General features: G+C 59.1%; 25 protein-coding genes. All 25 read right to left on the reverse strand.

Going from position 1 to position 26408, the window contains the following annotated elements:
• Nucleotides 1-393 precede the first annotated feature (393 nt).
• The 25 genes from ACFOTD_RS00405 to ACFOTD_RS00525 all read right to left on the reverse strand — a co-directional run bounded on the left by ACFOTD_RS00405 (nucleotide 394) and on the right by ACFOTD_RS00525 (nucleotide 26348).
• Entirely contained in the window at nucleotides 394-978 is a 585-nt protein-coding gene (locus ACFOTD_RS00405; protein ID WP_378114724.1) for a hypothetical protein, read from the reverse strand.
• Nucleotides 968-2749 (reverse strand): sensor histidine kinase, encoded by a 1782-nt coding sequence (locus ACFOTD_RS00410; RefSeq protein ID WP_378114725.1) that lies wholly within the window; start codon nucleotides 2747-2749, stop codon nucleotides 968-970. The genes ACFOTD_RS00405 and ACFOTD_RS00410 overlap by 11 nt, the downstream gene beginning before the upstream one ends.
• Nucleotides 2746-3426 (reverse strand): response regulator transcription factor, encoded by a 681-nt coding sequence (locus tag ACFOTD_RS00415; RefSeq protein WP_378114726.1) that lies wholly within the window; start codon nucleotides 3424-3426, stop codon nucleotides 2746-2748. Before ACFOTD_RS00415 ends, ACFOTD_RS00410 begins: the two co-directional genes overlap by 4 nt.
• A 154-nt stretch (nucleotides 3427-3580) precedes the next feature.
• Nucleotides 3581-4447, reverse strand: a complete 867-nt coding sequence (locus tag ACFOTD_RS00420; protein ID WP_378114727.1) for a 2-oxoacid:ferredoxin oxidoreductase subunit beta — start codon at nucleotides 4445-4447, stop codon at nucleotides 3581-3583.
• A complete protein-coding gene (locus ACFOTD_RS00425) occupies nucleotides 4447-6192 on the reverse strand; it encodes a 2-oxoacid:acceptor oxidoreductase subunit alpha (protein ID WP_378114728.1) in 1746 nt (581 codons plus the stop codon). The genes ACFOTD_RS00420 and ACFOTD_RS00425 overlap by 1 nt, the downstream gene beginning before the upstream one ends.
• A 217-nt stretch (nucleotides 6193-6409) precedes the next feature.
• A complete protein-coding gene (locus ACFOTD_RS00430) occupies nucleotides 6410-7351 on the reverse strand; it encodes a dipeptidase (RefSeq protein ID WP_378114729.1) in 942 nt (313 codons plus the stop codon).
• A gap of 139 nt (nucleotides 7352-7490) precedes the next feature.
• Nucleotides 7491-7751: a stage V sporulation protein S gene (locus tag ACFOTD_RS00435; protein ID WP_044877525.1), complete on the reverse strand. Its 261-nt coding sequence runs from the start codon at nucleotides 7749-7751 to the stop codon at nucleotides 7491-7493.
• Between the two features lie 217 nt (nucleotides 7752-7968).
• Nucleotides 7969-8763, reverse strand: coding sequence for a TIGR00282 family metallophosphoesterase (locus tag ACFOTD_RS00440; RefSeq protein WP_378114730.1), 795 nt, complete (start codon nucleotides 8761-8763; stop codon nucleotides 7969-7971).
• A 99-nt stretch (nucleotides 8764-8862) separates the two neighbouring features.
• The gene (gene rny / locus ACFOTD_RS00445; protein WP_378114731.1) at nucleotides 8863-10404 is read right to left on the reverse strand and encodes a ribonuclease Y; all 1542 of its coding nucleotides are present in this window, start codon (nucleotides 10402-10404) and stop codon (nucleotides 8863-8865) included.
• Nucleotides 10405-10741: 337 nt separating this feature from the next.
• Complete coding sequence (locus tag ACFOTD_RS00450; RefSeq protein ID WP_378114732.1) at nucleotides 10742-11617, reverse strand: regulatory protein RecX; 876 nt, start codon at nucleotides 11615-11617, stop codon at nucleotides 10742-10744.
• Between the two features lie 96 nt (nucleotides 11618-11713).
• Complete coding sequence (recA, locus tag ACFOTD_RS00455; protein WP_378114733.1) at nucleotides 11714-12772, reverse strand: recombinase RecA; 1059 nt, start codon at nucleotides 12770-12772, stop codon at nucleotides 11714-11716.
• 247 nt (nucleotides 12773-13019) lie between these two features.
• Entirely contained in the window at nucleotides 13020-14273 is a 1254-nt protein-coding gene (locus tag ACFOTD_RS00460) for a competence/damage-inducible protein A (RefSeq protein ID WP_378114734.1), read from the reverse strand.
• The gene (pgsA, locus tag ACFOTD_RS00465) at nucleotides 14270-14887 is read right to left on the reverse strand and encodes a CDP-diacylglycerol--glycerol-3-phosphate 3-phosphatidyltransferase (RefSeq protein ID WP_378114735.1); all 618 of its coding nucleotides are present in this window, start codon (nucleotides 14885-14887) and stop codon (nucleotides 14270-14272) included. Before pgsA ends, ACFOTD_RS00460 begins: the two co-directional genes overlap by 4 nt.
• Nucleotides 14888-15075: 188 nt before the next feature.
• Nucleotides 15076-15567, reverse strand: a complete 492-nt coding sequence (locus ACFOTD_RS00470; protein WP_378114736.1) for a YajQ family cyclic di-GMP-binding protein — start codon at nucleotides 15565-15567, stop codon at nucleotides 15076-15078.
• 145 nt (nucleotides 15568-15712) lie between these two features.
• Nucleotides 15713-15874 (reverse strand): hypothetical protein, encoded by a 162-nt coding sequence (locus ACFOTD_RS00475; protein WP_378114737.1) that lies wholly within the window; start codon nucleotides 15872-15874, stop codon nucleotides 15713-15715.
• A gap of 80 nt (nucleotides 15875-15954) precedes the next feature.
• Nucleotides 15955-16821: a helix-turn-helix domain-containing protein gene (locus tag ACFOTD_RS00480; protein ID WP_378114738.1), complete on the reverse strand. Its 867-nt coding sequence runs from the start codon at nucleotides 16819-16821 to the stop codon at nucleotides 15955-15957.
• Nucleotides 16822-16864: 43 nt separating this feature from the next.
• Entirely contained in the window at nucleotides 16865-17635 is a 771-nt protein-coding gene (locus ACFOTD_RS00485) for a DUF3388 domain-containing protein (protein ID WP_378114739.1), read from the reverse strand.
• A 205-nt stretch (nucleotides 17636-17840) separates the two neighbouring features.
• Nucleotides 17841-18092: a DUF3243 domain-containing protein gene (locus ACFOTD_RS00490; RefSeq protein ID WP_090115780.1), complete on the reverse strand. Its 252-nt coding sequence runs from the start codon at nucleotides 18090-18092 to the stop codon at nucleotides 17841-17843.
• Between the two features lie 81 nt (nucleotides 18093-18173).
• Nucleotides 18174-18947: an elongation factor P 5-aminopentanone reductase gene (gene ymfI, locus ACFOTD_RS00495; RefSeq protein WP_378114740.1), complete on the reverse strand. Its 774-nt coding sequence runs from the start codon at nucleotides 18945-18947 to the stop codon at nucleotides 18174-18176.
• Nucleotides 18944-20230 (reverse strand): EF-P 5-aminopentanol modification-associated protein YfmH, encoded by a 1287-nt coding sequence (yfmH, locus tag ACFOTD_RS00500; protein WP_378114741.1) that lies wholly within the window; start codon nucleotides 20228-20230, stop codon nucleotides 18944-18946. The genes ymfI and yfmH overlap by 4 nt, the downstream gene beginning before the upstream one ends.
• On the reverse strand, nucleotides 20217-21515 hold the full coding sequence (gene yfmF / locus ACFOTD_RS00505) for an EF-P 5-aminopentanol modification-associated protein YfmF (RefSeq protein WP_378114742.1): 1299 nt from the start codon (nucleotides 21513-21515) through the stop codon (nucleotides 20217-20219). Before yfmF ends, yfmH begins: the two co-directional genes overlap by 14 nt.
• 90 nt (nucleotides 21516-21605) lie before the next feature.
• Nucleotides 21606-22412, reverse strand: a complete 807-nt coding sequence (gene sleB, locus ACFOTD_RS00510) for a spore cortex-lytic enzyme (RefSeq protein ID WP_378114743.1) — start codon at nucleotides 22410-22412, stop codon at nucleotides 21606-21608.
• 136 nt (nucleotides 22413-22548) lie between these two features.
• Nucleotides 22549-25248, reverse strand: coding sequence for a DNA translocase FtsK (locus ACFOTD_RS00515; RefSeq protein WP_378114744.1), 2700 nt, complete (start codon nucleotides 25246-25248; stop codon nucleotides 22549-22551).
• Between the two features lie 78 nt (nucleotides 25249-25326).
• Nucleotides 25327-25599, reverse strand: coding sequence for a YlzJ-like family protein (locus tag ACFOTD_RS00520; RefSeq protein ID WP_378114745.1), 273 nt, complete (start codon nucleotides 25597-25599; stop codon nucleotides 25327-25329).
• Nucleotides 25596-26348, reverse strand: coding sequence for a ClpP family protease (locus tag ACFOTD_RS00525; protein ID WP_378114746.1), 753 nt, complete (start codon nucleotides 26346-26348; stop codon nucleotides 25596-25598). The genes ACFOTD_RS00520 and ACFOTD_RS00525 overlap by 4 nt, the downstream gene beginning before the upstream one ends.
• Between the last annotated feature and the right edge of the window lie 60 nt (nucleotides 26349-26408).

Genomic DNA, 26408 nt, shown 5'->3' on the forward strand with positions numbered 1-26408 from the left:
TCCGAAACCGGGTTGCGCGGAACGCCTATCGACGGCACACCCGACAGCCGTTCCGTTCGGCCGGCAGATCGCTACCGCACCCTTCTTTTGCGTTTGCCTGCAAATATACATCTATTTATTCCGATCTCGACTATTTATAGAAGAAAAGATGCGAATATACATCTATTTTCTACTATTCATCCGATTTCCGGTTTGAGCTGTGCATTTACCTGCACAATTGCAGGCATTTCATCAAGCGGCGCGAGCCGACAGAAGATACCTGTACAAATGCAGGCTTTTCGGCTCATCCAACATCCGAAAACGCCGCATGTCGCACGCACGCTCCCCTGTCATCATATGCAGCCGCCCGAATCAGGCTTTATCCCCTTCGAACAGGTTTATTTGACCGAAGCCTCATTTCAACGTGATTTTTTTCGTCCAGGACTTTTCCTTTCCGTTGTCGTCCTTGAACAGGAAGCTGACCTCGCCCTCCTGCCCCTTCATCTTGTCCGGGTAGAAGAAACCCATGAACTGGCCGTCGCCGCTGATGTAAAATCCGTCCTCGCCGTTGCCGCCGTGCGCGATCGCGTCCTGCAGCGTATTGACGATTTTCGTATCGCCGGACATCCAGCTCATCTCGGACAGCATATACCCGGTCGGAAGCTGCTTTACGAAAAAGTCGAAGCTGTTGCCCTCGATCGGCTTTTGCGTCTGATCGATGACGATCAGAATCTTCTGGTCCGCCGGTTCCTCGGAAGCGGCCGCCTCCGTCCCGTTCGCGGTCGAGGCTGCCGGAGATGAAGCCGGCGCTTCGGTCGAGGCGCTCGCGGAAGGCGATGCCGGCAGGGACACACTCGCGGTTGGCGATGGGCTCGCCTGAGCGGCCGTCGAAGAAGAGCCTGCCGAAGCCTGCGCGCCTGTATTCGTTTTTTCGCCGCAGGCGCTCATCGTCAGCAGGGCGGCTACTATAGCGGCATACATCCATTTTTTACGGTTCATGTCGATCTCCTCCGCTTTCTTCTAAGGTTTCGTTTAAGATTTCGTTTAAGGTAAAGTAAAATGCAACGCCTCGCGCCGTGTTGCGGACGCCGAATTCGCTCTCATGAAGCGTCAGGATATGATTCACGATGGCAAGGCCCAGGCCCGTCCCGCCGGATTTGCGGTCTCGCGACCGCTCGGCCCGGTAAAATTGCTCCCAAATCCGTTCCAGATCCGCTTCGGCGATGCGTGGCCCCTCGTTTTCGATGGTCGTTCTAATTTGGCCCAGCTTCGTCCGCTTCACTTCAATGGCGAGCGTGCCGCCTTCTCCAGCGTGCCGGATCGCATTGCTCAATAAATTCATCAGCACCTGCTCGATCCGCTTCGGGTCCGCTCTAACCAGCCACTCCCCATTCGCTTCCGTTTCCAGGCGCAGCGACTTTTCCTCGATCTGACCGGAGAACGACCGCAGCGCTTTTCGAATCAAAGCCGTCAAGTATATCGCTTCCCGCTGCAATTGAACGGCGCTCACCTCGAAACGGGACAGCTCCAGCATATCCATAATGAGCGCGTTCATCCGGTCCGTCTCCGACACGATCAGGGACAGGTACCGCTCACGTTTGTCGGCGGCAACGCCGTCCTGCAGCCCCTCGGCAAAGCCCTTCACGATGCCCAGCGGCGTCTTGAGCTCGTGGGAAATGTTCGCGACCAGTTCCTTGCGCAGACGCTCGGACCGCTCTTTTTCCTTGACGTCCCGCTGTAGCTGTGCGTTCGCGCTTCTAAGCTCCGCGAGTGCCGACTCCAGATTCCGCGACATCGCGGTCATGCGGCGCGACAGCTCGCCGAATTCGTCCTTCGACCGAAGCTCTTCGTGACCCGCAAAGTCGAGCGCCGAGAGCCGCGTCGCCGAGCGGGTCAATCTGAGGAGCGGGCGCGAGACCATTCTCGAATATATCCAGGACAACACCAGTCCCAGGACCAATACGACCGGCGCTAAAAAAACGATATAACGCTTCAGCATATGGACCGCTTCGCCGACCGGCTGAAGTGAAGTCATGGCGAACAAATATCGGACGTCTCCGCTTGCCGGCGCCAACGGCTTCAGAAGGGCTGCATAATGGACGCCGCTCCATGGATCGGTCCATTCCGTCTGCGCGATGCCCCCGTCCATCGTCCGGATCGAAGCCTGCTCCGCGTCGGTCAGCCAGGACGAGAGCGCCTCTTTCACTTGCAGATCCTGATAGAAAGGATTGTAAGAACGGCGCTCGGGAACCATGAGGTCCGTGATCGTCCCTTTTACCCTGACGAGTCCTTCCTCCAACTCGCGTCCCCGCTCTCCGATGGCGACCGGCTGCATAATCGTATCTTCCTCGTCCATATAAATGCCGTCGACCGTCAGCGGATCCCCGACCTTCAGGCCTTGCGGCAGCGCGTCCGCCGTCATCCCTTCGCTCGCGAGCGGCACGGTGACCGTTTTGCCGTCGGCCCGCAGCTCCAAAAAATAAGGATTGACGGAAACTTGCTCGAACCGGTCGTCCAGCAAAGCGAGGCTGGCGTCGTTTCGGTTCATGAATTCGCCAAGCAGCCGCGACCCGCTTCCCGCTCTTGCCCGTTCGGCCAGCCGGTATTCGCCGGCGAACGCCGTCATGCTTTTTTCGATTACGTCATTTTTGGCCGTTCGATAAAACCGTTCGAAAAACAGGCTTTGCGCCAGGAACAGGAGCACGAATACGAGAACGATGAGAGCCGCAGTCACCGCAAACAGCTTCAAAACGACGCTGTTTTTTCTCATGATTCCCTCTCGAACTTATACCCCAAACGAATGACGGTGGCGATCAGCCTGCCTTCATGACCGAGCTTGGCACGCAGTTTTTTGATATGAGTATCCACCGTGCGCGGATCTCCGTCGTATTCGTAGCCCCATACCGAATCCAAAATATATTCGCGGGCGAGCACCTTGCCTTCGTGTTTCGCGAGAAACGCGAGCAGCTCGAACTCCTTGGGCGAAAGTGAAAGCGGCTCGCCTGCCACGTTTGCAGCATGTGCGTTTCTGTCGATCGTCAGATCGCCGAATATGAGCAGCTCGCCGTCCCGCCCGACCGTTCCTTCGGTCCGGCGCATGAGCGCCGCGGCCCGGGCCACCAACACGCGCGGGCTCAGCGGCTTCGTCACGTACTCGTCCGCACCCAGCTCGTATCCCAGAATCTGGTCGTCGTCCTCCGCGCGGGCCGTGATGATGATGACCGGCACGTCCGACTTCTCCCGGATGCGCCTGCATGCCGTCCAGCCGTCCATTTCCGGCATCATAAGATCGAGCACGACCAGGTCGACGGCGTGTTGCTCGAACAATTCCAGCGCCGTTCGCCCGTTCTCCGCCTCGAGCACATCCCAACGTTCCTTGATGAAATAATCCGTTATAAACTCTCGCATAAGCGCATCGTCTTCCGCCAGCAGAATCGTTCGCTTCATCGCCCCTTGCCCCCGTCTCTGCCCGGCCATCCGGTACGTCTATAACCTTATCGTACCCTTGTGTCCTTCGTGTGTACGCGACAAAACTAAAAATAGCGGCAGCCGGGACCGGATTCCATGTCCCGAACTGCCGCTATGATGGGGCTTGCGTATGTTATCTAAACTCCGCGAGCAGCTTGTCGAACTCCGCTTGAGGAAGCGTCAGATCCTGCTTCGCAAGCGCTTCTGGCTTGAAGCCCACCGCCATATCCTCGTACGATTTGCGCGTCGTGTCCTGATAGATCAGGCCCGTCAGCATGCCGCCCGTCTCCATGATCTTCGTCATCGCCGCGATGCGGTTGCTCGGATCGTAATCGGGGAACTGCTCTAGGTTCACGATGTTCTCTTTAAACCAATCGTAGGTGTTGACTTTATTGAACGTTACGCAAGGCGAGAATACGTTGATTAGCGAAAAGCCTTTATGCTGAATCGCCTGCTCAATGAGCGAGGTCAGCTGCTTCAGGTCGCTGGAAAACGACTGGGCGACGAACGTCGCGCCTGCGGACAGCGCGATCTCTAGCGGCGACAGCGTCGTCTCGATCGAGCCTTCCGGCGTCGACTTTGTCTTGAAGCCTTCCGCGCTGCGCGGCGACGTTTGGCCCTTGGTCAGACCGTAGATCTGATTGTCCATGACGATGTAGGTGATGTCCAGGTTGCGGCGGATCGCATGCACCGTATGGCCCATGCCGATCGCGAAGCCGTCCCCGTCGCCGCCGGACGCGATGACGGTCAGCTCGCGGTTCGCGAGCTTGACGCCTTGGGCGATCGGCAGCGCGCGGCCGTGAATGCCGTGCAGTCCGTACGCATTGATGTAGCCCGAGATCCGGCCGGAGCAGCCGATACCCGAAATGACGGCGAGCTGCTCGGGCTCGAGGCCCACGTTCGCGGCAGCACGCTGAATTGAAGCCTGCACGGTGAAGTCCCCGCAGCCGGGACACCAGTTCGGCTTGACGTTGTTGCGGAATTCCTTGAATGTAGCCATTACAGCTTCAGCTCCTTGCAAGCTTGGTAGACTTCGGAAGGAAGGAACGGCGTGCCGTCGTATTTGAGCAGATTCACGATTTTATCGTGATGTCCGACGTTTTGCTTGATCAGGTTGGCCAATTGGCCCGTCGCGTTGTTCTCGAGCACGACGACCTTGCTTGCACTCTCCAGGTAAGGCGCCAGCAGATCGCTCGGGAACGGGTGCATCTGGCGCACCGTCACGTGGTTCGTCGCGATGCCCGCTTGCGTCAGGCGATCCTGCGCTTCATTAATCGTGCCGCCCGTAGAGCCCATCGACACGATGAGCAGATCGGCCGGCTCGCTCGGCCCGTCCGGTTTGACGGCATCGGCAATGCGCAGCGCGCTCAGCTTGTTCAGTCTCTTGTCCATCATCTTGCGGCGGTTGACCGCGCTCTCGGACGGGCGGCCTTCCTCGTCATGCTCGACGCCGGTCACATGGTGAATGCCATGCTTCGCGCCCGGCAGCACGCGGGGCGAGACGCCGTCCTCGGTGAATTCGTAACGTTTGAACAGCTTGTTCGGCTCCGTAGGCGCCAGCTCCTGCTCGAGCGGAATAAGCTTGCCGCGCTTGATCTCGATGCGCTTGTAGTCGAGCGGCTCGCACGATTGCTTGCCGAGCGACAGCTGCAGGTCGGTCGCCACGATAACCGGCACCTGGAACTCCTCGGCGATATTAAACGCTTCGATCATGTCGTAGAAGCATTCCTCGATCGTGCTCGGCGCGATGACGACCTTCGGAATCTCGCCGTGCGTGCCGTAGATCAGCGCGTTGATATCGGATTGCTCCTGCTTCGTCGGCAAGCCGGTCGAAGGGCCGCCGCGCTGCGTGTCGATGATGACGAGCGGCGTCTCGGTCATGCCCGACAGGCCGATCGCCTCCATCATGAGCGACAGGCCGGGGCCGGCCGAAGCCGTCATCGTACGCACGCCGCCGTAGTTGGCGCCGATCGCCATCGTGACCGCCGCGATCTCGTCCTCCGTCTGTACGACGGTGCCGCCGAACTTCGGCAGCTTCTTGATCAGGTACTCCATGACTTCGGACGCCGGCGTGATCGGATAGGCGGACATCAAGCGGCATCCGGCCGCGACGGAGCCGAGCCCCATCGCTTCGTTGCCGATCATGAACAGCTTCTGCTTGCCGTCGGCTTCCGCCAGCTTAAACGCTTCGATAGGTCCGCCGGCCTGCTCGAGCACGAACTCGGCGCCGCGCCGTACGGCCTCCACGTTTTTCTCGACGACGGCCGCGCCCTTGCGTCCGAACTCCTCCTCCACCGCCCGGTTGAACACCTCGATCGGGAGGCCGAGCAGCGCCCATGACGCGCCGGACGCGACCATGTTCTTCATTAGCGATGTACCAAGCTCTTCGGCGATCGCCGTGATCGGCACCGCGAACAACTGGGCGTCTACGCCCTCCGGCACGACCGGCGAGAACTTGGCATCCGCGACGATAACTCCTCCCGCACGGAGCTCTATGGCGTTCAGATCGATGCTCTCCTGGTCGAACGCGACGAGAATGTCCAGATCGTCCGAGATCGCCCGGATCGGATGCGTGCTGATCCGAATTTTGTTGTTCGTGTGGCCGCCCTTGATCCGGGAGGAGAAGTGACGATAGCCGTATAGATAATAGCCGAGCCGGTTAAGCGCCGTCGAGAAAATACGGTCCGTACTTTCGACGCCCTCCCCTTGTTGGCCGCCTATTTTCCAAGAAAGTTGATCGATCAATGCTTCCATCTCCTCATGCTTTAATTCACTGGTATCGATAATGGCAAAACTTGACGATTGTGCTATATACAAAACGGATTTTGATCTTATACAAATGTTGATCTAATAAATTTTATGATTCGTTATGTTAAATTGCAATAGTTTCAGCTCATTTGACGCGATATTAATTTTCAATTTTGTCACAACTTCTCCTATACAAACGATGCGACTCACGCCTTTATTTAAGGTTTTCCGTCAAAAAGCGCCGCGCGTTTCCGGACATCCATCCGCGGACGAGCGGCTCGGCATGGCGAGCCAGCAGCGCGTCGGTTAGCGCCGAATAATCGCCCGGTCCGGCGAGTCCGAGCGTATAGGTATCGATGCCGTCAAAGTCAGAGCCGAACGCAATATGGTTCGCTCCGCCAAGCGCGCAGATATGGTCGACATGCCGCAGCACGTCGTCGATGCCGGCCGGTCTCAGCGCCTGCAGAAAAAACGGCACGAACGTAATTCCGATCAGGCCGTTTGCGGAGACGAGCGCGCGAATCTGGTCGTCCGTCAAGTTGCGCGGATGCGGACATTGCGCGCGGGCATTGGCGTGCGATGCCAAAAAAGGCTTTCTCGCGAGCTCCGCCGTTTCCCAGAAGCCCTTTTCGGATATATGGGACACATCAATCAGAATGCCGAGCGCCTCGCACTCCGCGACAAGACTGCGCCCTTCCTTTGTTAACCCGGCCCCTCTCGGTTCCATAATACCGTCGCAAGCCCAGTTGGCCTCATTCCAGGTAAGTCCGAGCATTCGGAGCCCGAGCCGATGAAGCAGCCGCAGCGCCCATCGCTCTCCGCGCAGCGCATCCGCGCCCTCCAGCGTGAGCAGCGCTCCTCTTTCCGCCGCGTCCGGCCCGAGTACGGCATCCACGTCGGCGCGGCTCTTCACGAGCCGCATGCCCGGCGCCGACAATATTTTCTCGTGCAACAGCTCCGCTTGGCGCAGTGCGCTTTCAGGCGTTTTAGCCGTTCCTGCCGGCACCCAGATCGCAAAGGCCTGAAGGCCGACATTTCCGTTCGCAAGACCCTCGGCGGTCACATCCAGCCCGCTGCCGGACGGACCGTCCCACGTAAGCTTCGGGTCGCGATCTAGCTTGCTGAGTGCGTCGCAATGCAGATCCGCGATTCGCATGCGTCTCCCCCTCTCGTTTTCCGGGAACAACAAAAAAACCTGCGGTCACGCGAGAAGCGAGCAGCGCGGCAAGCTCCGCGGCATCCGCACCATGCGATGGCAGGTCCAATGTTCCTATCGGTCGGTCGCTTCCCGCGGGTTATCTGGGCTCGACGATGAGCTTGATAGCCGTTCGGTCCTCCCCGTCGATGACGATATCCGTAAATGCCGGTATACAAATCAAATCGACGCCGCTCGGCGCGACAAAACCTCTCGCGATTGCCACCGCCTTGACCGCCTGATTCAGCGCGCCGGCGCCGATTGCCTGCAGCTCAGCCCCTCCACGCTCACGTAGCACCCCTGCCAATGCGCCTGCAACGGAGTTTGGGTTCGATTTTGCCGATACCTTTAATACATCCATGACCAGTTCCTCCTTGGGGTTAAGGATGGGCTCACTAACCGATCATATTCGGGATTCCGGCGATTAATTCCTGCCCGCCCGGATTGGTGGCGCAATCAAATTTCAAATTATTCTGAAATTTTCAGCTTTTCATGATCCAAGGAATTGCAAAACATTTTCCGACACGAAAAACCGCACCCTGGGGTGCGGCTCCTAACGATGACGACGAATTCCTTACTTATGCCGGAATCCAGCTATCCTCGTCCACGCGAATCGTACGAACGCTGACGGCTTTGCCCGTCGCTTCGTCGATGTCGACGAACAGTCCGTTCAGATGCCACTTCGTCTCGGCAACCTGGAACCGCGTAGGCATGCCGGTGATGAATTTGCGCAGCACGCTCTCACGCTCCATGCCGAGCACGCCGTCGCGCGGCCCGGTCATCCCGGCATCCGTCACGTACGCGGTGCCCTCCGGCAAGATCCGGTCGTCGTTCGTCTGCACATGCGTATGCGTGCCGAGCACGACCGAGGCGCGTCCGTCAAGATGCCAGCCCATCGCGATTTTCTCGCTGGTCGCTTCGGCATGGAAGTCTACGAGGATGCACTTCGTCTTGCGCCTGAGCTCGTCCACGATCTCATCCGCCTTGCGGAACGGGCAATCGGAAGGCGGCAGGAAGGTGCGACCGATCAAGTTGACGATAGCCAGCTCCCGGCTGCCGCTCTTGATGATCGTATACCCGCGGCCCGGGGTTCCCGGCGGCAGATTGGCCGGGCGGACCATCCGGGCTTCGTCGTCGATAAATTCGAAGATTTCCCGATTATCCCACGTATGGTTGCCCATGGTGATGCCCTGCACGCCGGCCGAGAACAGCTCGCGCGTAATCGCGGCATTGATGCCCCGTCCCCCTGCGGCATTCTCGCCGTTGGCGATGACGACATGCGGCTGATACTTATCCTTAAGCCACGGCAGCAGCCGCTTGACGGTATCCCGGCCGACTTGGCCGACGATATCTCCGATAAAGACGACTTTCATGTCATCCACCTTTCTGTCTTTCACTGTCATTTCCCGTTGGTCCGAAAACGGAGAAATGGCCGCCAATCGTGGCGGCCACTCCCCGGTATAGCCTTGCTGTTACTTGGCGTATTCGACCGCTCGCGTCTCCCGAATGACCGTGACCTTAATATGTCCCGGATAATCGAGTTCGCTCTCGATCTTCTTCGTGATATCCCGCGCGAGTCTGAATGCCTCGCCGTCGTCGACCTTCTCCGGCTGTACCATGACGCGAACCTCGCGTCCAGCCTGAATGGCGTACGACTTCTCGACGCCCTCGAACGACTCCGAGATGGCTTCCAGCTTCTCCAGCCTGCGAATATACGTCTCGAGCGTCTCGCGGCGCGCGCCCGGACGGGCTGCGCTTAGCGCGTCGGCCGCGCCGACCAGCATCGCGATGACCGAAGTCGCCTCCACGTCGCCGTGGTGGGACGCGATACTGTTGATGACGACCGGATGCTCCTTGTATTTCTTCGCCAATTCTACGCCGATCTCGACATGCGAACCTTCCACTTCGTGGTCGAGCGCCTTGCCGATATCATGCAGCAAGCCGGCGCGTTTGGCGAGAGAAATGTCCTCTCCGAGCTCGGCTGCCATCAGTCCGGTCAGATACGCGACCTCCATCGAATGCTTAAGCACATTCTGGCCGTAACTCGTACGGAACTTCAGGCGACCGAGAATCTTGATGAGGTCCGGATGGAGACCGTGAACGCCCACCTCGAACGTCGCTTGCTCTCCGTATTCGCGGATCCGCTCGTCCACTTCGCGACGGGACTTCTCCACCATCTCCTCGATGCGGGCGGGGTGGATGCGTCCGTCGGCGACGAGCTTCTCGAGCGCGGTACGGGCAATCTCGCGACGGATCGGGTCGAAGCCCGACAGGATAACGGCCTCCGGCGTATCGTCGATAATAAGATCGATGCCGGTGAGCGTCTCCAGCGCACGGATGTTGCGGCCTTCCCGGCCGATGATCCGCCCCTTCATCTCTTCGTTCGGCAGCGTTACGACGGATACCGTCGTCTCCGCCACGTGATCCGCGGCGCAGCGCTGAATCGCGAGCGAGATGATATCGCGGGCGCGCTTGTCGCCTTCTTCCTTCGCCTGTTGCTCGATGTCTTTGATCAGTTGAGCGGTCTCGTGACGCACTTCCTGCTCGACCGTGGACAGAATCAGCTGCTTGGCGTCTTCCATCGTCAGGTTGGAGATGCGCTCGAGCTCCGTTATCTGCTGCTTATGAAGCGTCTCGATCTGTTCTTGGGTCTCTTCGATCCGTTTCTCTTTGTTGGCGACTTGCTCCTCCTTGCGTTCCAGCTGCTCCAGCTTGCGGTCCAGCGATTCTTCCTTCTGAACCAGCCGGCGTTCCTGCCGCTGAACCTCGTTGCGGCGCTCTCTAATATCGCGTTCCGCTTCGTTCCGGAGCTTGTGCACCTCGTCTTTGGCTTCCAGTACCGTTTCCTTGCGGAGAGCGTCGGCCTCTTTCTTGGCATTCTCTACGATCTGCCTGGCCGCCTCTTCAGCGCTGGATATTTTAGCTTCCGCAATGGACTTGCGTACAACATAACCGATCCCAAAGAAAAGCACGCCAACAACGATTAAGATCAAGACCCAGATCCATGACTCCATGGTCTTCACCTCCTCGTTGTATCACCAAGGCAAATCTTGGGACACCTATTTAATTGTGCTCCGGTTTCAGAACCGTTCCGTAATCTCGTGTAAATCGTCGAAAATTCACTATCCGAATCGTTTTTTGGAAGGAAAAAGAATCGGTAGCGCGATGATGGAATACTCACTCATTGTATCTTTTGTGAAAATGGATTGTCAAGCAATGCAGGGACGTCCCCTCCCCCGCTTGCCGCCTTGGACGATTACGCGCGGCTGGAGCCGCCTATCGCAGATTGCTGAAAGCCTGAACTGCCTGTTCGGACGGCAAAAAACGAGCCTGCTTCGCGCCTGAAGCGCATTATTCCAGACCATCCTCGTCGTAGGGCTCCTCGGGCGTATCCCATTCGTCAGCTTCGGCTGCCGAAGCTGAGGCTTGGCGCACGGCTTCGCGGGCCGCGGCGCCGGGAAACCCCCTGCGCAGAAGCATGTTCATCAGCTTCATTTGCCGCTCCCGCTCGCTCTTGCCTTTGACGGACGGCCAGCGCTTCATGGCCAGCGCCAGCGCGGAGCTCCGCTCCGCCTCTTCGTCGAGGCCCTTGATCGCTTCGTCGATCTCCCGCTTGTCGACGCCGCGCTGCATGAGCTCCTGACGGACCAGACGGCTCCCTTTCTTTTGTCCCGTCACGCGCTGCTCTGCGAAGCGCTGCGCGAACACGGCGTCGTTCACGTATCCTTGTCTCGCGAGCCGTTCCAGACAGCCGTCGATCGCTTCGGCGGCATAACCCTTGCGCTTCAGTCCTCGCCGCAGCTCCGCTTGCGTGCGGGCTTTAAAATCGAGCATGTAAAGCGCCGAGCGATAGGCTTCTTCTTTTTCTTGCTCCTTGCGGAGCATTTCCCACTCCTCGGGTGACAGCCGCCGGTCCTTAAGAAGCCGCCAGGCGACAAGCGTGTCCTCGTGAACGCTGATCAGCGCCTGCTCCGTCTGGCCATCCACCGCAATCGCAAGCTTGTACATGGCGGGCCGCTTCGCGTCGGCCTCCACCGCTACGATGACGGCGGCTGCCGGTCCCGAAGACGCAGCGTCCGCTTCTCCGGTTGCCTCTTCCTTCGATTCTTCCTTTGAATAACGGTGCGGCGCAGTAGCGCGCTGCGTGCGGGACCGCTCCCACTCCCGCTCGTCCGAAATATCTACGATGCTGTCGGCCGGATTCGGCTCTGTTTTTTTTCTGACCATCGCCGGTCAACCTCCTCGCCTTTCATTGCTGCCAAACTGAAGCCGCATATGTCCAAAAGGGCATCCGCGGCTGCGGACGCCCTCAAGCTGTACCTATTATTCGTTCTCGAAGTCCGGTTCTTCCTCGTCCTCATCCTGCTCCGCGGCGCTCGTACGAGCCGCCACGGCCACTTCGTTCAGCGTGGCTTCGCGGATTTGCCGTTCGATCTGTCCGCACAGATCCGCATGATCTTTCAGGAACTGCTTGGAATTTTCCCGGCCCTGTCCCAAACGCTCGCCATTGTAGGAGAACCATGCGCCGCTCTTCTGTACGATATCCAGCTCGACGCCGATATCGATGATGCTGCCTTCGCGCGAAATGCCTTCGCCGTACATGATGTCGACTTCCGCTTGTTTGAACGGCGGAGCGACCTTGTTCTTCACGACCTTGATGCGCGTCCGGTTGCCCACGATGTCATTGCCTTGCTTGATCGACTCGATACGGCGTACGTCCAGACGTACGCTGGCATAGAACTTGAGCGCGCGGCCGCCCGGCGTCGTCTCGGGATTGCCGAACATGACGCCGACTTTCTCGCGAAGCTGATTGATGAAGACCGCGATCGACTTCGACTTGCTGATGGCGCCGGACAGCTTGCGCATCGCCTGCGACATCAGTCGGGCCTGCAGGCCGACAAACGAGTCGCCCATGTCGCCTTCGATCTCCGCCTTCGGCACCAGCGCCGCGACCGAGTCCACGACAACGATATCTACCGCGCCGCTGCGTACGAGCGCTTCTGCGATCTCCAGCGCCTGCTCGCCGGTATCCGGCTGGCTCAGCAGCAGTTCGTCGATGTTGACGCCCAGGTTGCGTGCGTACATCGGATCGAGCGCATGCTCTGCGTCGATAAAGGCGGCTTGTCCGCCGGATCTTTGCACCTCGGCGATCGCATGCAGGGCGACGGTCGTCTTACCGGAGGACTCCGGTCCGTATACTTCAATAATCCGGCCCCGCGGGAATCCGCCGATTCCGAGGGCGATATCCAAAGCCAGCGCTCCGCTGGAGTATGTCTCGACTTGGAGGTTGGCTTGCTCTCCCAGCTTCATAATCGAACCCTTGCCGAATTGCTTTTCAATCTGGCGCAATGCCATCTCTAATGCGGCGCGACGATCGGACAACACACCCACATCCTTATCATTTGATAGTTATATTATAACTTTTTATAAACCGTTTGCCAAGCTTTTTACGAACATTTGTTCGAAAAACTTCCAAAAAAGAACCGTAGCAAAGTATTCTTCGCTACGGTTCTTCCGCAACTTTCCTTTACAATCTATCATAATTCGACAGCCCGCGCAAGCCTGTACCTTGTCTAACAAAACTTCGCATGCCCGTTAACCGAACAGCGGAACTTGGCAGCGCCCGCCCTCAATCCTTGCCGGTCAACCTTAGCCAAGCCAAGTACAACGCCCGCTTAGCGGCCCTGATCCGGATGCCTTCGCGGTCTCCTTGGAGCTGAAGCTTCTCTGCGCGGACAGGTTTGCCGCGTTCGGAGATCCCGATGTAGACGAGCCCGACGGGCTTGCCTTCGGAGGACGCGGGTCCCGCCACGCCCGTAACCGACAATGCCAGATCCGTATCGGTCGCGCTGCGCACGCCGTCGGCCATCGCTTTCGCGGTTTCCTCGCTGACGGCCCCTGGCGCGCCTTCGCCCTCCAGCAGCGCCTGGTCGACGCCCAGCAGGTCCCGCTTGACAGGATTGCTGTAGCTCACCACGCCGCCCAGAAAAGCGTCCGCGCTGCCTGGTATCGTCGTGAGCAGCGTCGCGATCAAGCCGCCGGTGCAGCTCTCCGCGCAGGAGATCGTCCGCCGCTGCTCCGCGAGCAGCCGAATGACCTCGGCTTCGAGCGCCACGTCGCTCTCCGAATACAGATACCGCTCTCCGCGCCTGCGAATCTCCTGAAGCGTCGGCTCCAGTCTGGCGAGCGCCTCTTCGGCCGTCGCCGCCTTCGTGGACACGCGCAGCGTGACTTCGCCTTCCTTGGCGTAGGTGGCGAGCGTCGGATCGCGCTGCGCCTCGATCAAGTCCTTGTAGAGCTCTTCAAGCGCGGACTCGCCGATCCCGCAGAAGCGAAGCATAGCCGAATGCAGCGAATCTGCATCGCCGAGCTTTTCCTTCAGCCAGGCGCTGCCGTCGTTCAGGAACATCGGCTTCATCTCGCGCGGCGGTCCCGGCAGCAGCATATAATGCGTGCCGTTCGCCGTGAGCGCGCTGCCGACGGCCAGGCCGGCGTCGTTGCGGAGCGGCGAAGCGCCCTCCACGAGCATCGCCTGGCGGCGGTTGATCTCGATGAGCGAAGGCGCCCTGCCGGCGAACATCGCTTCGATCTTGGCGAGCGAAGGCTCATGCATGTCGATGCCGACGCCCAGATGGGCGGCCAGCGCATCGCGCGTCAGGTCGTCCATCGTCGGTCCAAGACCGCCGGTAAAAAGAACGAGGTCGGCCCTGGTCTCGGCAACGGCGATCGCTTGCTTCAGACGGTCCGCATTGTCCCCGACGACCGTCTGGAAGTATACGTCGATACCGAGATCCGCGAGCCGCTGCGACAAAAACTGCGCGTTGGTGTTGACGATCTGGCCGAGCAGCAACTCCGTGCCGACCGCGATTATCTCCGCTCTCATGCGCCCGGGCGTCCTCCCTTGCCTTCGCCGGCCGGTGGATCGGACAGCGGGATCAAATTTTTGTTTTTAACGAAATAATCGACGCCGGAGTATACCGTGATGGCTGCTGCGGCCCAGACGGCGATCGTATCGAGCGGGAAGTGCAGGTAAGTGAACGGGAAGTTGTTCAACAGAAGCACGATGATCATCGCGATCTGGATGGCGGTTTTCCATTTGCCCCATTTGCTGGCGGCAAGTACGGCGCCTTCGAGCAAGGCAACCTGGCGCAAGCCCGTTACCGCCCATTCGCGGCTGATAATGACGATGGCCACCCATGCGTCCAGCTTGCCCATCTCGACGAGAGAAATCAGGACGGCCGCCACCAGCAGCTTGTCCGCGAGCGGATCTAGCAGCTTGCCGAGGTTCGTGACGATCTTGTGCTTGCGGGCGATGTACCCGTCAAGACCGTCCGTGCTCGCCGCGATGATGAACAAGAGCAGCGCAAACACCTGATTGTAGGAAATCGAATAGGTCCCGATGGTGAGCGGAGACACGTCCAGCTTGATCAGTAGGAAAAAGGTCATGATCGGCACGAGGAAGATGCGTACGAGCGTGATTCGGTTCGCCAGATTCATGCGGACACCTTCCCTTCGTCATGCCGGCCGCGGCGAGGCGCGGTACGGTGCGGGTTGCGGAGCCATGTTCCGCGGACTGTCTCTACCATGAATGACTTCCCCCAGGTTTTTCGCCAGATTAAATGTTCAAGTCAGTATAAATGAAGCTTCGCCGCAGTGTCAAAATTTGACGAATTGCGCATGCGACCTTAGCGATAGTTCGTAAACTGCAGCTCGAGCGGCAGCTCGGCGCCCTTCAAGAGCGACATGATCGCTTGCAGATCGTCTTTGCTTTTGCCCGTCACGCGAAGCTGATCGCCTTGGATCTGGCTTTTTACCTTGATCTTCGAATCCCGAATCAGAATATTGATTTTTTTTGCATTTTCTTGATCGACGCCCTGCTTGAGCTTGATATTCTGGCGAACCGTGCTGCCGGACGCGGGCTCGATCTTGCCATAATCCATATTGCGAATCGGTACGCCGCGCTTGATCAGCTTGCTCTGCAAAATATCGATGACGCTCTTCAGCCGGTACTCGTCGTCCGACGCTACCGTCAACGCCTCGCCTTCGAGCGCGATGCTGCTCTTGCTCCCCTTGAAGTCGAAGCGGGTCTCGATTTCTTTAACAGCCTGTTGTACGGCATTGCTCACTTCTTGGAGCTCAACCTTGGAGACGATGTCGAACGAATATTCGGATGCCATATGTAGTCTTCCTTTCCTTATCTTCGATTGTGTACATTATAAACGAAATGAAGCGGGGTTTCCAAGACGGCGGACAGACGCAGGCAACGAAGCTGCAAAAAAAAGAATGAGTGCTTTTTCGCGCTCATTCTCTTCTCGGTTCGGACTATCTGCCGCGGGCGGGCTCTCGGAACAGATCGAGCAAGCCCAGCGCGATCCATGCGAGCCCGAAGCCTAAAATGCCGTACCCCCAGGCGCTCGGCGTCATCAACCACCCCAGCAGGCTGACGACGACGCCGATTGCGACCACGATCCAACTGATTGCCATGCGTCACAACCTCCAAGCTAGCGTATTCGTTGCTTACACTAGCCTGTCTCGCTGGAATCGGGAATATTCGCCGACAGAGGTCAAGGCGTCGGGGATGCGGATCCGCCCGCGCCGTCCGTCACCGTAAAAATGAATCTTCTGCGGCCCGGAACGTCCTCGTCGTCGACGGCGATGCCGTCGATCTCGATGAGCGCGCCTTTGGCGAAGCCCAGATTCACGTACAGCGGCGTCTCGCCAAGCTCGAACGTCAGGACCTCGCTTTGCTCCGGCGTTTTCCCGTAAATCGACTTGCCGGAAGAGTTGTTTTCGTTCACCCCTACCCAGCTCTTGCCGCCCGGGAACGTAATTTTCATTACGTGATTGCCCGCAGGAGAGACGTCGAAATAATAACGGCTGTTCTTTTTCTCGCGGAACGTGACCGTCGTCTGCGGCGGCGTGGGCGTAGGCGTCGGGGTCGCAGTAGGCGTCGGCGTGGCCGCGGATGAAGGCAACGCGGTCTCCGTGGTCAGCGACGGCGGAGGCGTCGTCTCGGACGGCTTGTTCGTCTCCGTCTTATTGTTCGCGTAATAGACGTAGATCACGACTGCGATCAATATAGGGAACAGCCACATCAACGAGGTGACGACCACTTTGCCGACCCGGTCGTTGTGCTGCACTCTTCGGCTTTTCGGTTGGATATAAGGCTCCGGCGCGCCCGTCTCGGACGCCTGGGCCTTCGGAAGCTCCTTGTGATAGAGACGCAGCACCTCTTCGGCGTCCAGGCCCACCGTTTCGGCATACGTTTTCACGAAGGCGCGAACATAAAACGATCCAGGAAGCACTTTGTAATCGCCGGATTCGATGGCTTCAAGGTAACGTTTGCGTATCTTCGTAATTTCCTGGATGTCGTCGAGGGTATACCCCCGTTGCTCCCTCGCCTTGCGAAGCAGCAATCCCAGATCTGACACAAACTTCACCTCCTGCCGTTTCCATTACAGTTTGCTCGATTCGTCAAAAACCGCCGTCCAGTCCCGCGGTCGTGAAGTTCTCGTACGTGATCTCCTCGTCAGGCGTATTGCGCAGTTCGATGATGCAGTCGAATACGTCGTAGTCAAAGACCGATTCGCGGACGAAAATGTCGGGATGCTCGATCACCTTCGTGGAAGGCATCGCCATAATGTCCTGCAGCAAGTTGTAATGCTTGTCGTTCGAGCGGATCGTGCTCACGATGCCGTCGATGATGAACACATTGTGCGGGTTCATTTCCTCTTCGGAGAGCTGGCTGCGAACCGTCTGGCGAAGCAGCGTCGAAGACACGAACGCCCAGCGCTTGTTCGCGCATACGCTACCAGCGATGATCGATTCGGTCTTGCCGACGCGCGGCATGCCGCGCAGCCCGATCGTTTGATTGCCGTCCTGCTTGAAGAGCTCGCCGAGAAAATCGACCAGCAACCCCAGCTCGTCCCGCGTGAAGCGGAACGTCTTGCGGTCGTCGGAGTCTCTCTCGATATATCTTCCGTGACGGACGGCCAGAATATCCGTCAGCCGCGGCGGACGCAGCGTCACGATCGAAATATTTTCGACCTTGGCCAGCATTTTGCCGAGCAGCTCGATCTTTTCGTCGTCGTCGGTCTGCAGCAGCATTCCCCGTGTCCGGTCTTCGACGCCGTTGATGGTCAGAATGTTCACTTCAAGCATGCCGAGCAGGGACGCGATGTCCCCGAGCAGACCCGGACGGTTTTTATGTATCTTATATTCCATATACCACTGTTTCGTATTCATTAGACACCTCGTCGCCGATTCCTTCAAACTTCATTCTACAACGGTGGACCCGCTCCTGCAAAAGCCAGCAAAAGATTCCTACTAAAGTCCTATACAAGCCCATTGCGTTCCTTCTAAAGACGTTCCCCCCCGCACAGCCGCGAACAGCAATAAGGAAGGCTCCGCCATCGATCGGCAGAGCCTTCCTTCATGTCCGTCGTCCAGCTCAGCTATGCTTGGCGAGCTTGACCATAAGCGCGGCCATCGTCTTGCGCTCGGACTCGTCGCCTACGTCCCAAAGCTCCTTCAGGACGCGCTGCTCTTCGTTTTTCGGGTCGACCTTGTTGTCCAGGAATTCGCCGATCTCGTACGCGAGCTTGGCAATCGCGTCTTCGCCGATCCCCAAGTCCTTCGCGGCCTCGATCCGGTCGCCCAGAAATTTTTTCCAGGACTCAAAGTTGCTCAGCACGGTAGACATCCGACATCCTCCTTGATGGGTGGGATCAATGCATGGATAGGATGTCCCCTGCCGCATTGCTTTATTCGAATCGCAGCTTCGTTACATTCGCCAGCCGCCGGAAAGCCCTATGACCTGCCCCGTGATATATCCGGCATCGCCAAGCGTCAAAAAACGAATCAGCTCCGCTACTTCGCCGGGATCCGCGAAACGCTTCATCGGGACCTCCTCGCGAAGCTGCTCTTGCTCCGAGGCGTCCAGCTCCGCCAGCATGTCCGTGTCCACGAGTCCGGGCGCAACGGCATTCACCGTCACGCCGGCGAATGCCATCTCCCGCGCCAGCGCTTTGGTCAAGCCGTTCAGGCCGCCTTTGGCCGCGGAATAGGCGGCTTCGCCGGCAGCGCCGACGACGCCCCAGACGCTGCTGACGTGCACGATCCGGCCGTGCCGCCGCCACGACATCGTCGGTCCGAAGCGCTTGGCCAGGCCGTAGGCGGCTTTGAGGTGGACGTGCTGAATGTCGTCCCACTCGTCCTCCTCCAGATCCTCCAGCAGGCCGTAATGCGCCGTTCCGGCCGCATGCACCAGAATGTCGGGCATGCGCCCTGCCTGCTCGAGACCGGTCTTGAGCGCGGCAATGTCCGCGCTTGACCGGACGTCGGCGCCCGCCGCCTCCGCGAACGGCGCTCCGAGCGCCAGACAGTCCGCCGCTACGGCTTGAGCCAGCTCGCGCGAGCGGTGATAGTGCACGATCACGCCGACGCCTTCCCGGGCCAGCCTGCGCGCGACCGCTGCGCCGATGCCCCGCGAAGCGCCGGTGACAAGCGCGCAATAAGGCGCCGTGCGCGCGCTTGACCCTTGTCCTTCAATCGTCACTCGGCGTCCGACCTGACGATGCAGACCGATCTGCGTTCGGTATCCGCCAGCGTACGAAGACGCTCGTGAACGTCGTCAAGCGTGATGCTCTCGTACAGGCGCACGACGTCGAACAGATCTCCGCCCTTGAAGCGATAACGGGTAAATTCGCCTGCGATCGCTTCGGGACTGTTTAGCATGCGAAGATAAGCGCCGATTTTTTTGGCACGGGTCCGTTCGAACGACGCCTGCGGCAGTCCGCTCCGGATCGCTTCGTCGATCGCGGTTACGACGCGCTTGAGCAATTCGTCGGGATCGCGGGTATCCCCGCCGATTACCGTGAACGCATAGCCGGGGCCCGTGTTATATTCGTGTCCGAAGCTGTCCGAGATTAGGTTGTCGTCATACAGACGCTGATAAGCCGGAGAACTCGAGCCGATTAAAACGTCAAGCATCAGCTTCGTCGCGAGTTCTCTGCGAATGCCTTCTTCTCCTTCCGGAAACGGACCGGATTCCTTGAAGCCGATCATGCATTTGGGCAGCGATACCGGCAGCTTCACGACGCGGCGTTCCTCCCGCACGGCGGACGGTTCGGTTTCGAACAGCCGTTCGATTTCTCCGCCAGGCGGGAACGTCTTGCGCCCCTGGTTGCGCCGAACGCGCTCAAGCGTTTCCTGCGGGTCTATCCCTCCAACGACGAACAAGGTCATATTGGACGGATGATAAAAGGTTCGGTAGCAGTCGTAAAGCTGCTCCTTCGAAATCGAACGGACGGATGCCTCCGTGCCGGCGATGTCGATATGCACGGGATGCTTGGCATAGAGCGCCTCGATCAAGCCGAAATAGACGCGCCAATCGGCATTGTCCTTGTACATATTGATCTCCTGGACGATAATGCCTTTCTCTTTTTCCACGTTCTCGTCCGTGAAGTACGGGTTCTGAACGAAATCGAGCAGCGTATCCAAGCTCTCGAGCGGGTCTCCCGCCGTGGAAAACAAATAGGACGTCCGGTCGAAGCTCGTGAACGCATTCGCGGATGCGCCCTGCTCGGCGAAGCGGGAAAAGACGTCGCCCTCGGGCTCCTCGAACATTTTGTGCTCCAGAAAGTGGGCGATGCCGTCCGGCACGGCCCGCGCTTCTTGCCCATCGGGCCGGAAATGATTGTCTACCGAGCCGTATTTGGTCGTAAAGGTCGCGTACGTTTTCGTGAAACCGGGCTTTGGCAGCACGAAAACTTCGAGTCCGTTATCCAGCACCTCATGGTACAGCGTCTCCTGCAGCTTCGGATAATCAAGCTTGGACATGGGCCGCCTCCTCCTTCAGGTCGCGCAGGAAGTAGATCGTATCCAGTCCGACGCCCGCCGCGACCGCGGCTGCGCGGTCTGCCGTCACGGACTCGATCGCCGCGATCAATTCGTCCGCGCTGCGCTGCTTGCCCGAGACGACGCCGTTATAATCGAAAGCGATCCGCTCGAAGGCCGAGTCCTGAATTTCGCGAAGCTGATTGACGAGCATCGCCTTCGTCTTGGAGAGCTCCTGCTCTTCGATGTTGCCTGCGCGCATCTGCTCAAGCTGCTGACGGATGATTTCCAGCGCCCGTTCGTAATTGGCGATCTCGATGCCGGACTGAATCGTGAGCAAACCTTTATGGCCATCTAGACGCGACGAGGCGTAGTAAGCGAGACTGGCTTTTTCGCGCACGTGAATGAACAGCTTGGAATGCGGAAATGCGCCCAGAATGCCGTTGTATACGAGCAGGTCGGGGTATCGGTCGTCGGAGTAGGCGACGCCGGTCCGAAGTCCGAGATTGAGCTTGCCTTGACCGACATCGAGCCGCTCCACGATCGTCCGCGGTTCCTCCGATGCCGTCCTAATCTCGGCCGGCCGATAAGCGCCCGGCTGTCCGTCCGGGAGCTTGAAGTACTGCCCCGCCCACGCTGACACCTGCTCAAGCGAAGTGTCGCCGGACACGTACAGGTCGAACACCGCTTCGTCCAGCCATTTGCGGTAGCTTTCGTACAAGGAAGCCGGCGTAATTTGCGGCAGCTCTTCCTTGCGGCCGAGCGCGAGCAGCCTGTATGGCTCGTTTCTGCACATCTCCTCGAGGCAGCGCTCCGCCGCATAGCGGATTTTATCGTTAATAATGGACTCGATGCGTTTTTGCACGGTCGTTTTTTCCGATTCGACGTACTTGGAGCTGAATGCGCTGCCTTCAAGCGCAGGCTCCGTCAATGCCTCTCCAAGAAAACGGAGCGCTTCCTCCAGCAGCGATTGGCGCGAGGAAACGAATGCGTCGTTAATGATATCGAGGCGAAATTGAACGATCTGGTAGTCGCCCCGCTTGTAAATATCGAAGCCGAAGCCTGCGCCGTAAAGCTCGTCGAGACGTTCGCGGAATTGGATCGTCTCCGGATAGGAGCGGGTGCCGCGACGAAGGACGAACGGCGCGAGCGCAACCGGCGTGACGCGCGATTCGTTAAGCGGCACGCCCGCGAACAGCGACAACGAAAAGGTTTTGAATCGGGTGGTCGGCAGTACGTGGATACGCATCCGGCCGACGGCGCCGCGCTGGAACACTTCAGTCTGCAAGGCCTCAGATCCCTTCCCTTATTCTGGATTCAAGCCCATTCTAGCGCATGGTCAAGCCCGAAGCAAATAAGGCGCCGCAGGAAAGTTGGGTCAATAGCAAAAAATATGCTGACCGATCGTCTTGTACTGCGGCCTCGACCATATCCATTTCGAGGTCGCCGTCTTCGGGTTGAAATAGTAAAGGCACCCATCCGTCGGATCCCATCCGGACAGTGCGTCCTTAACGGCCTTGGCCGCCGTCTCGTTCGGCGTCAGATAGATCTGCCCGTCCGCCACCGCGGTAAAGGCCCCTGGCTGAAAGATAACGCCCGACACCGTATTGGGGAATTCCGATGCGCGCACGCGATTCAGAATGACCGCCGCTACCGCAACCTGTCCTTCGAACGGTTCGCCGCGCGATTCGCCGTATACGGCGTTCGCCATCAACTTCAGATCGTTCGCCGACAAGCCCATGTTGTTCGATGCGGGCAGGTTGGCTTCGTTTGAAGCGCCGGCGCCGTTGCCGGCGTTGGCGTTTTGATTCGAGCCTTGGCTCGGCCCGGTCTCCTTGCCCAGGTCAGCCGCCGTCGGCTTCCAGTCCTTCGTCGCTTCCCAGAGCTTCAGCTTTGTTTTGCCGCCCACGACGCCGTCCGCCTTCATGCCGAATTTCCACTGAAACCATTTGACGGAATTCAGCGTAGTCGACCCGAAGTTCCCGTCCACTTTGCCGCTGTAATACCCTAAGTATTTAAGTCTCCCTTGCAGTTCGTAAACGTCCTTGCCTGAGGCGCCGCTCTTGATGACTGCGCTGCTGAAAGCCTCGCGCGCCGCCTCGGGCTTGTCCAGCCGATTCAGCGTATACAGGCCGAAGAGGCAGCAGACGAGGCATACGGTCAAAATTACTAAACGATAGCGCATCTTGATTCACGCCTTCCTCTCATTTTTCGCGATTCGTGCGCGCCGGCTCCGATGGGCCGCGGGCATGCGTGAGGTTAGTATGAGGAAGGTCATGGATGGCTATTCATGGACAAAAAAAACGCTCGCTCCCGACATGTCAGGAGGAGCGTTGTTGAAATTGTTCGAGCGTGACGAGCACTTCTCTGGGCTTGCTGCCTTCGTACGGACCGACGACGCCTCTCGCCTCCATCGAGTCGATCAGGCGCGCGGCCCGCGTATAACCGATGCGCATGCGTCGCTGCAGCAGCGAGACCGATGCCTGCTTGGCCTCAAGCACGATGCCTACCGCCTGATCGAACAGCTCGTCGAGCTGCTCGTTGTTCGCCGCGTCGTCCGACTCCTCGATCTCAGGCACGAGCTCCTCGTTGTATTCCGCTTCGGCTTGACCGCGGGAATAAGCGACGACGGATTCGACTTCATTGTCGGACAAAAACGCGCCCTGCACGCGAACCGGCTTGGAAGCGCCCATCGGCAGGAAAAGCATGTCCCCGCGTCCGAGCAGCTTCTCCGCCCCGACCATGTCCAGAATCGTGCGGGAGTCTACCTGAGAGGAGACGCCAAAAGCGATCCGGCTCGGGATATTCGCCTTGATGACGCCCGTAATGACGTCGACCGACGGTCGCTGCGTCGCGATGATCAGATGAATGCCCGCCGCACGCGCCATTTGCGCGAGACGGCAGATCGCGTCTTCGACGTCGCCGGCGGCCACCATCATCAGATCCGCGAGCTCGTCCACGATGACGACGATGTACGGCAGCACGCCGTCCGGGTTGTCGCCGCTCAGCATCAGGTTATTGTAGCCTTCGATATTTCTTGTTCCCGATTTAGAAAACTTCTCGTACCGCTTTTCCATCTCGACGACGATCTTCTTGAGCGCGAGCGAAGCGCGCCGCGGATCCGTCACGACCGGGGCGAGCAGATGCGGAATGCCGTTGTAAACGTTCAACTCGACCATCTTGGGGTCGATCATGAGGAACTTCACTTCGTCGGGCTTGGCCTTATAGAGCAAGCTGGTAATGATTCCGTTGATGCATACGGACTTGCCGGAACCCGTCGCGCCCGCTACCAGCATATGGGGCATGCGGGCGAGGTTGCCCACGATCGGCTGTCCGGAAATATCCCTGCCGAAGGCGATCGTCAGCTTGCTTGGCGCCTCCTGGAAGGTGGGCGTCTCGAGCACCTCGCGCAGCGTCACGACGCTGACCTCGTTGTTCGGCACCTCGATGCCGATGGCCGACTTCCCCGGGATCGGCGCTTCCATGCGAATATCCTTCGCGGCCAGCGCCAGGGCGATATCGTCGGTCAGACTGACGATTCGGCTGACCTTGACGCCGACGTCCGGCTGCAGCTCATAACGCGTAACCGCCGGGCCTCTGGCCACGTCGAGCACCTTCGCGCGCACGCCGAAGCTCTCTAGCGTCGCTTCCAGCTTGCGCGCCACTTCGCGCCCGCTGTCGCCGGCGCCGCCTTTGGCGCCGCCTTGCGGCTTGCCGAGCAGATGCATCGGCGGCATCCGGTATACCCGCTTCGGTTTGACCGGCGCAGGCGCAGTCGTCGAATCGGCACCGTCGGCGGCGGCGCCGTCGGCTCCAGGCACGGCGGCCTGAACAGGAACGGCTTCGCCGTCCGGCGGATCGGACAATGCGCCGGCATCGGGTGCGGGTTCGACTGCTGCCGTGTCATCGTCCAACTCCATCTCGGACTGGCTCCAAGCGGATTCGTCGGCTTCTTCGAAGGCAGGCACTTGATCGGCAAAATCGTGGAAACGCGGACCTGCGTCCGGCTGCTCCGCGGCCACAGGCTCCCACTCGTCCGTCGGCTCTATGTATGGCGTTTGGGCAATCGGCTGCGTCGCCGGAACGTCTTGAGTTTCCGCTTCCTTTTTTCTGCTCTTGGCGCGTCCCTCCGGCCGGGCCGAAATGTTGACCGCCGGCGCGGACGGGTAAAGGGCAGGCTCGTCGTCCAGATCGTCCTGGTCCGCGGTCTCGGCTCCGCCAGGCTTGCCGTGAAACAGCTGAAAGAAGTAGGGCTTCTTCGCATCGGCGCTGCGCGCAACCGGCTCCTCCTGCAGGTCGTCGTCGCCGATCGCCGCCATCGCAGCGGCGACTTGTCCTTTCCTGGCCCTGGGCTTCACCGGCACCGCCTTGGCTCTGGTCAGTTTGCGTCCGCCGGACAGCCGCTGCGCGAGCAAGGGCAGCAGACGCATCGCAAAGGTGCGGATGCCCTTCATCATATCGACATAAGAGCGATTCGTCAGCAGCATAAAGGCGATGACGAACTCCACGATCAAGACGAACTTTGCGCCGTAATAGCCGAACAACCAATAAAAAATCGAATATTGCATCGCCCCGAGCAGCCCGCCGCCGATATCTTTGCCCGAGATCCGGGCTTCGTTTTCAATAGGCGCGTTCCACAGCTGTTCGTAAAGCTGATGCGTCGTCTGGCTGAAAATCGCAGACGGGCGAATCGCCTCCAATGGGCCGAGGCGCGAATCGACGAAGCTCATGGAGCTAAGCAGCGTCAAGCCGCAGCAGACCATGACGAAGCCGCTTCGGCGGATCGTCCATCCGCGCGGCCAGGCTCTGCGGATCATCACGTGGAGCCCGAGCCAAATGCCCGCGATCGGCAGCAAAAAGTAAAATTTACCGAGCAAATACCCAAACAACTTGGAGAGCGAACGTCCGCCCGCCGCTTCGCCGTACATCGCGATGACGGAAATCGTTATCAGCAGAATGCCGTATATTTCATATTTGAGGCTTGCGCCCAGCGTGTCCTTTTTTCGTTTGCGCTTGGCCAACTCCGTCACCTCCGGTCACCCATTATACCATAGTTTACCGAAGAGACGCATGAGCCGGGGCATCGGCCGTACGACGGTCTAAAGTCCCCGTTCCCCGTCGTCGATCGACGGCGTTCCCGCTACCGCATTCGATGAGGCGGCACCGAAATAAATCAGTTTGCCAGGCTCGAAGGCAGGCAGCAAATACGCATCGAGCGGCGCGGAAACCAGACGCACGAGCTTACCGACGCCGGGGGCGACCGGCGTCAACAGCATGCGAAGCGCGCCATACTCCACTTCGATCATCGGCTCCTGACCGTCGCTCCAACCTTCGAGCACCAGTTCTAGCGGCATCGGCGTGTAAAGCGTCATTGCACCTCGCCTCCTTGCGGCGCGGCGAAAGCAAGCTTGCGCTCCGCGATTCGCCGATTGAGCTCGCGCAGCGCTTCGCCGATCCCCCCGATCGCGTCGATCAGTCCATACGACACCGCATCCGGACCGACGACCGTCGTGCCGATATCGCGGGCAAGCTCGCCCGTTTTAAACATCAGTTCCTTAAACTTCTTTTCCCCTACCCGGCTATGCCTGGTGACGAAGCGTACGACGCGCTCCTGCATTTTGTCCAAATATTCGAACGTTTGAGGTACGCCGATGACAAGACCGTTCATCCGGATCGGATGGATCGTCATCGTCGCGCTTTCCGCGATCAACGTATAGTCGGCCGCAACGGCGATCGGCACGCCGATCGAATGTCCTCCGCCCAGCACGACCGCCACCTTCGGCTTGGAGAGCGACGAGATCATCTCCGCGATCGCGAGACCGGCCTCGACGTCGCCGCCCACCGTATTGAGAACGATCAGCAAGCCTTCTACCTTCGAGCTCTGCTCGGCGGCTACCAGCTGAGGAATGACGTGTTCGTACTTGGTCGTCTTGTTCTGCGGCGGCAGCATCATATGGCCTTCCACCTGTCCGATAATCGTGAGGCAAAATACGTTCGACTCGGCCTGCGGCACGCTCGCCGTGCCCAGCTGAACGATATTTTCTGCGGCGACCGAGCCTTTCCGCGCTTCGTCTGGCGTTGCGGGCTGTTCCGAAGTGCCGGGCTCTTCATTGTTCTTCAAGTTGCCACTTCCTTCCCGAATCCTCCGTCGCCGTTCTGCTTGCGCGGAGCGCAGCCGACG

The organism is Cohnella sp. GCM10012308 (assembly GCF_042649185.1).
Classification (GTDB): Bacteria; Bacillota; Bacilli; order Paenibacillales; family Paenibacillaceae; genus Cohnella.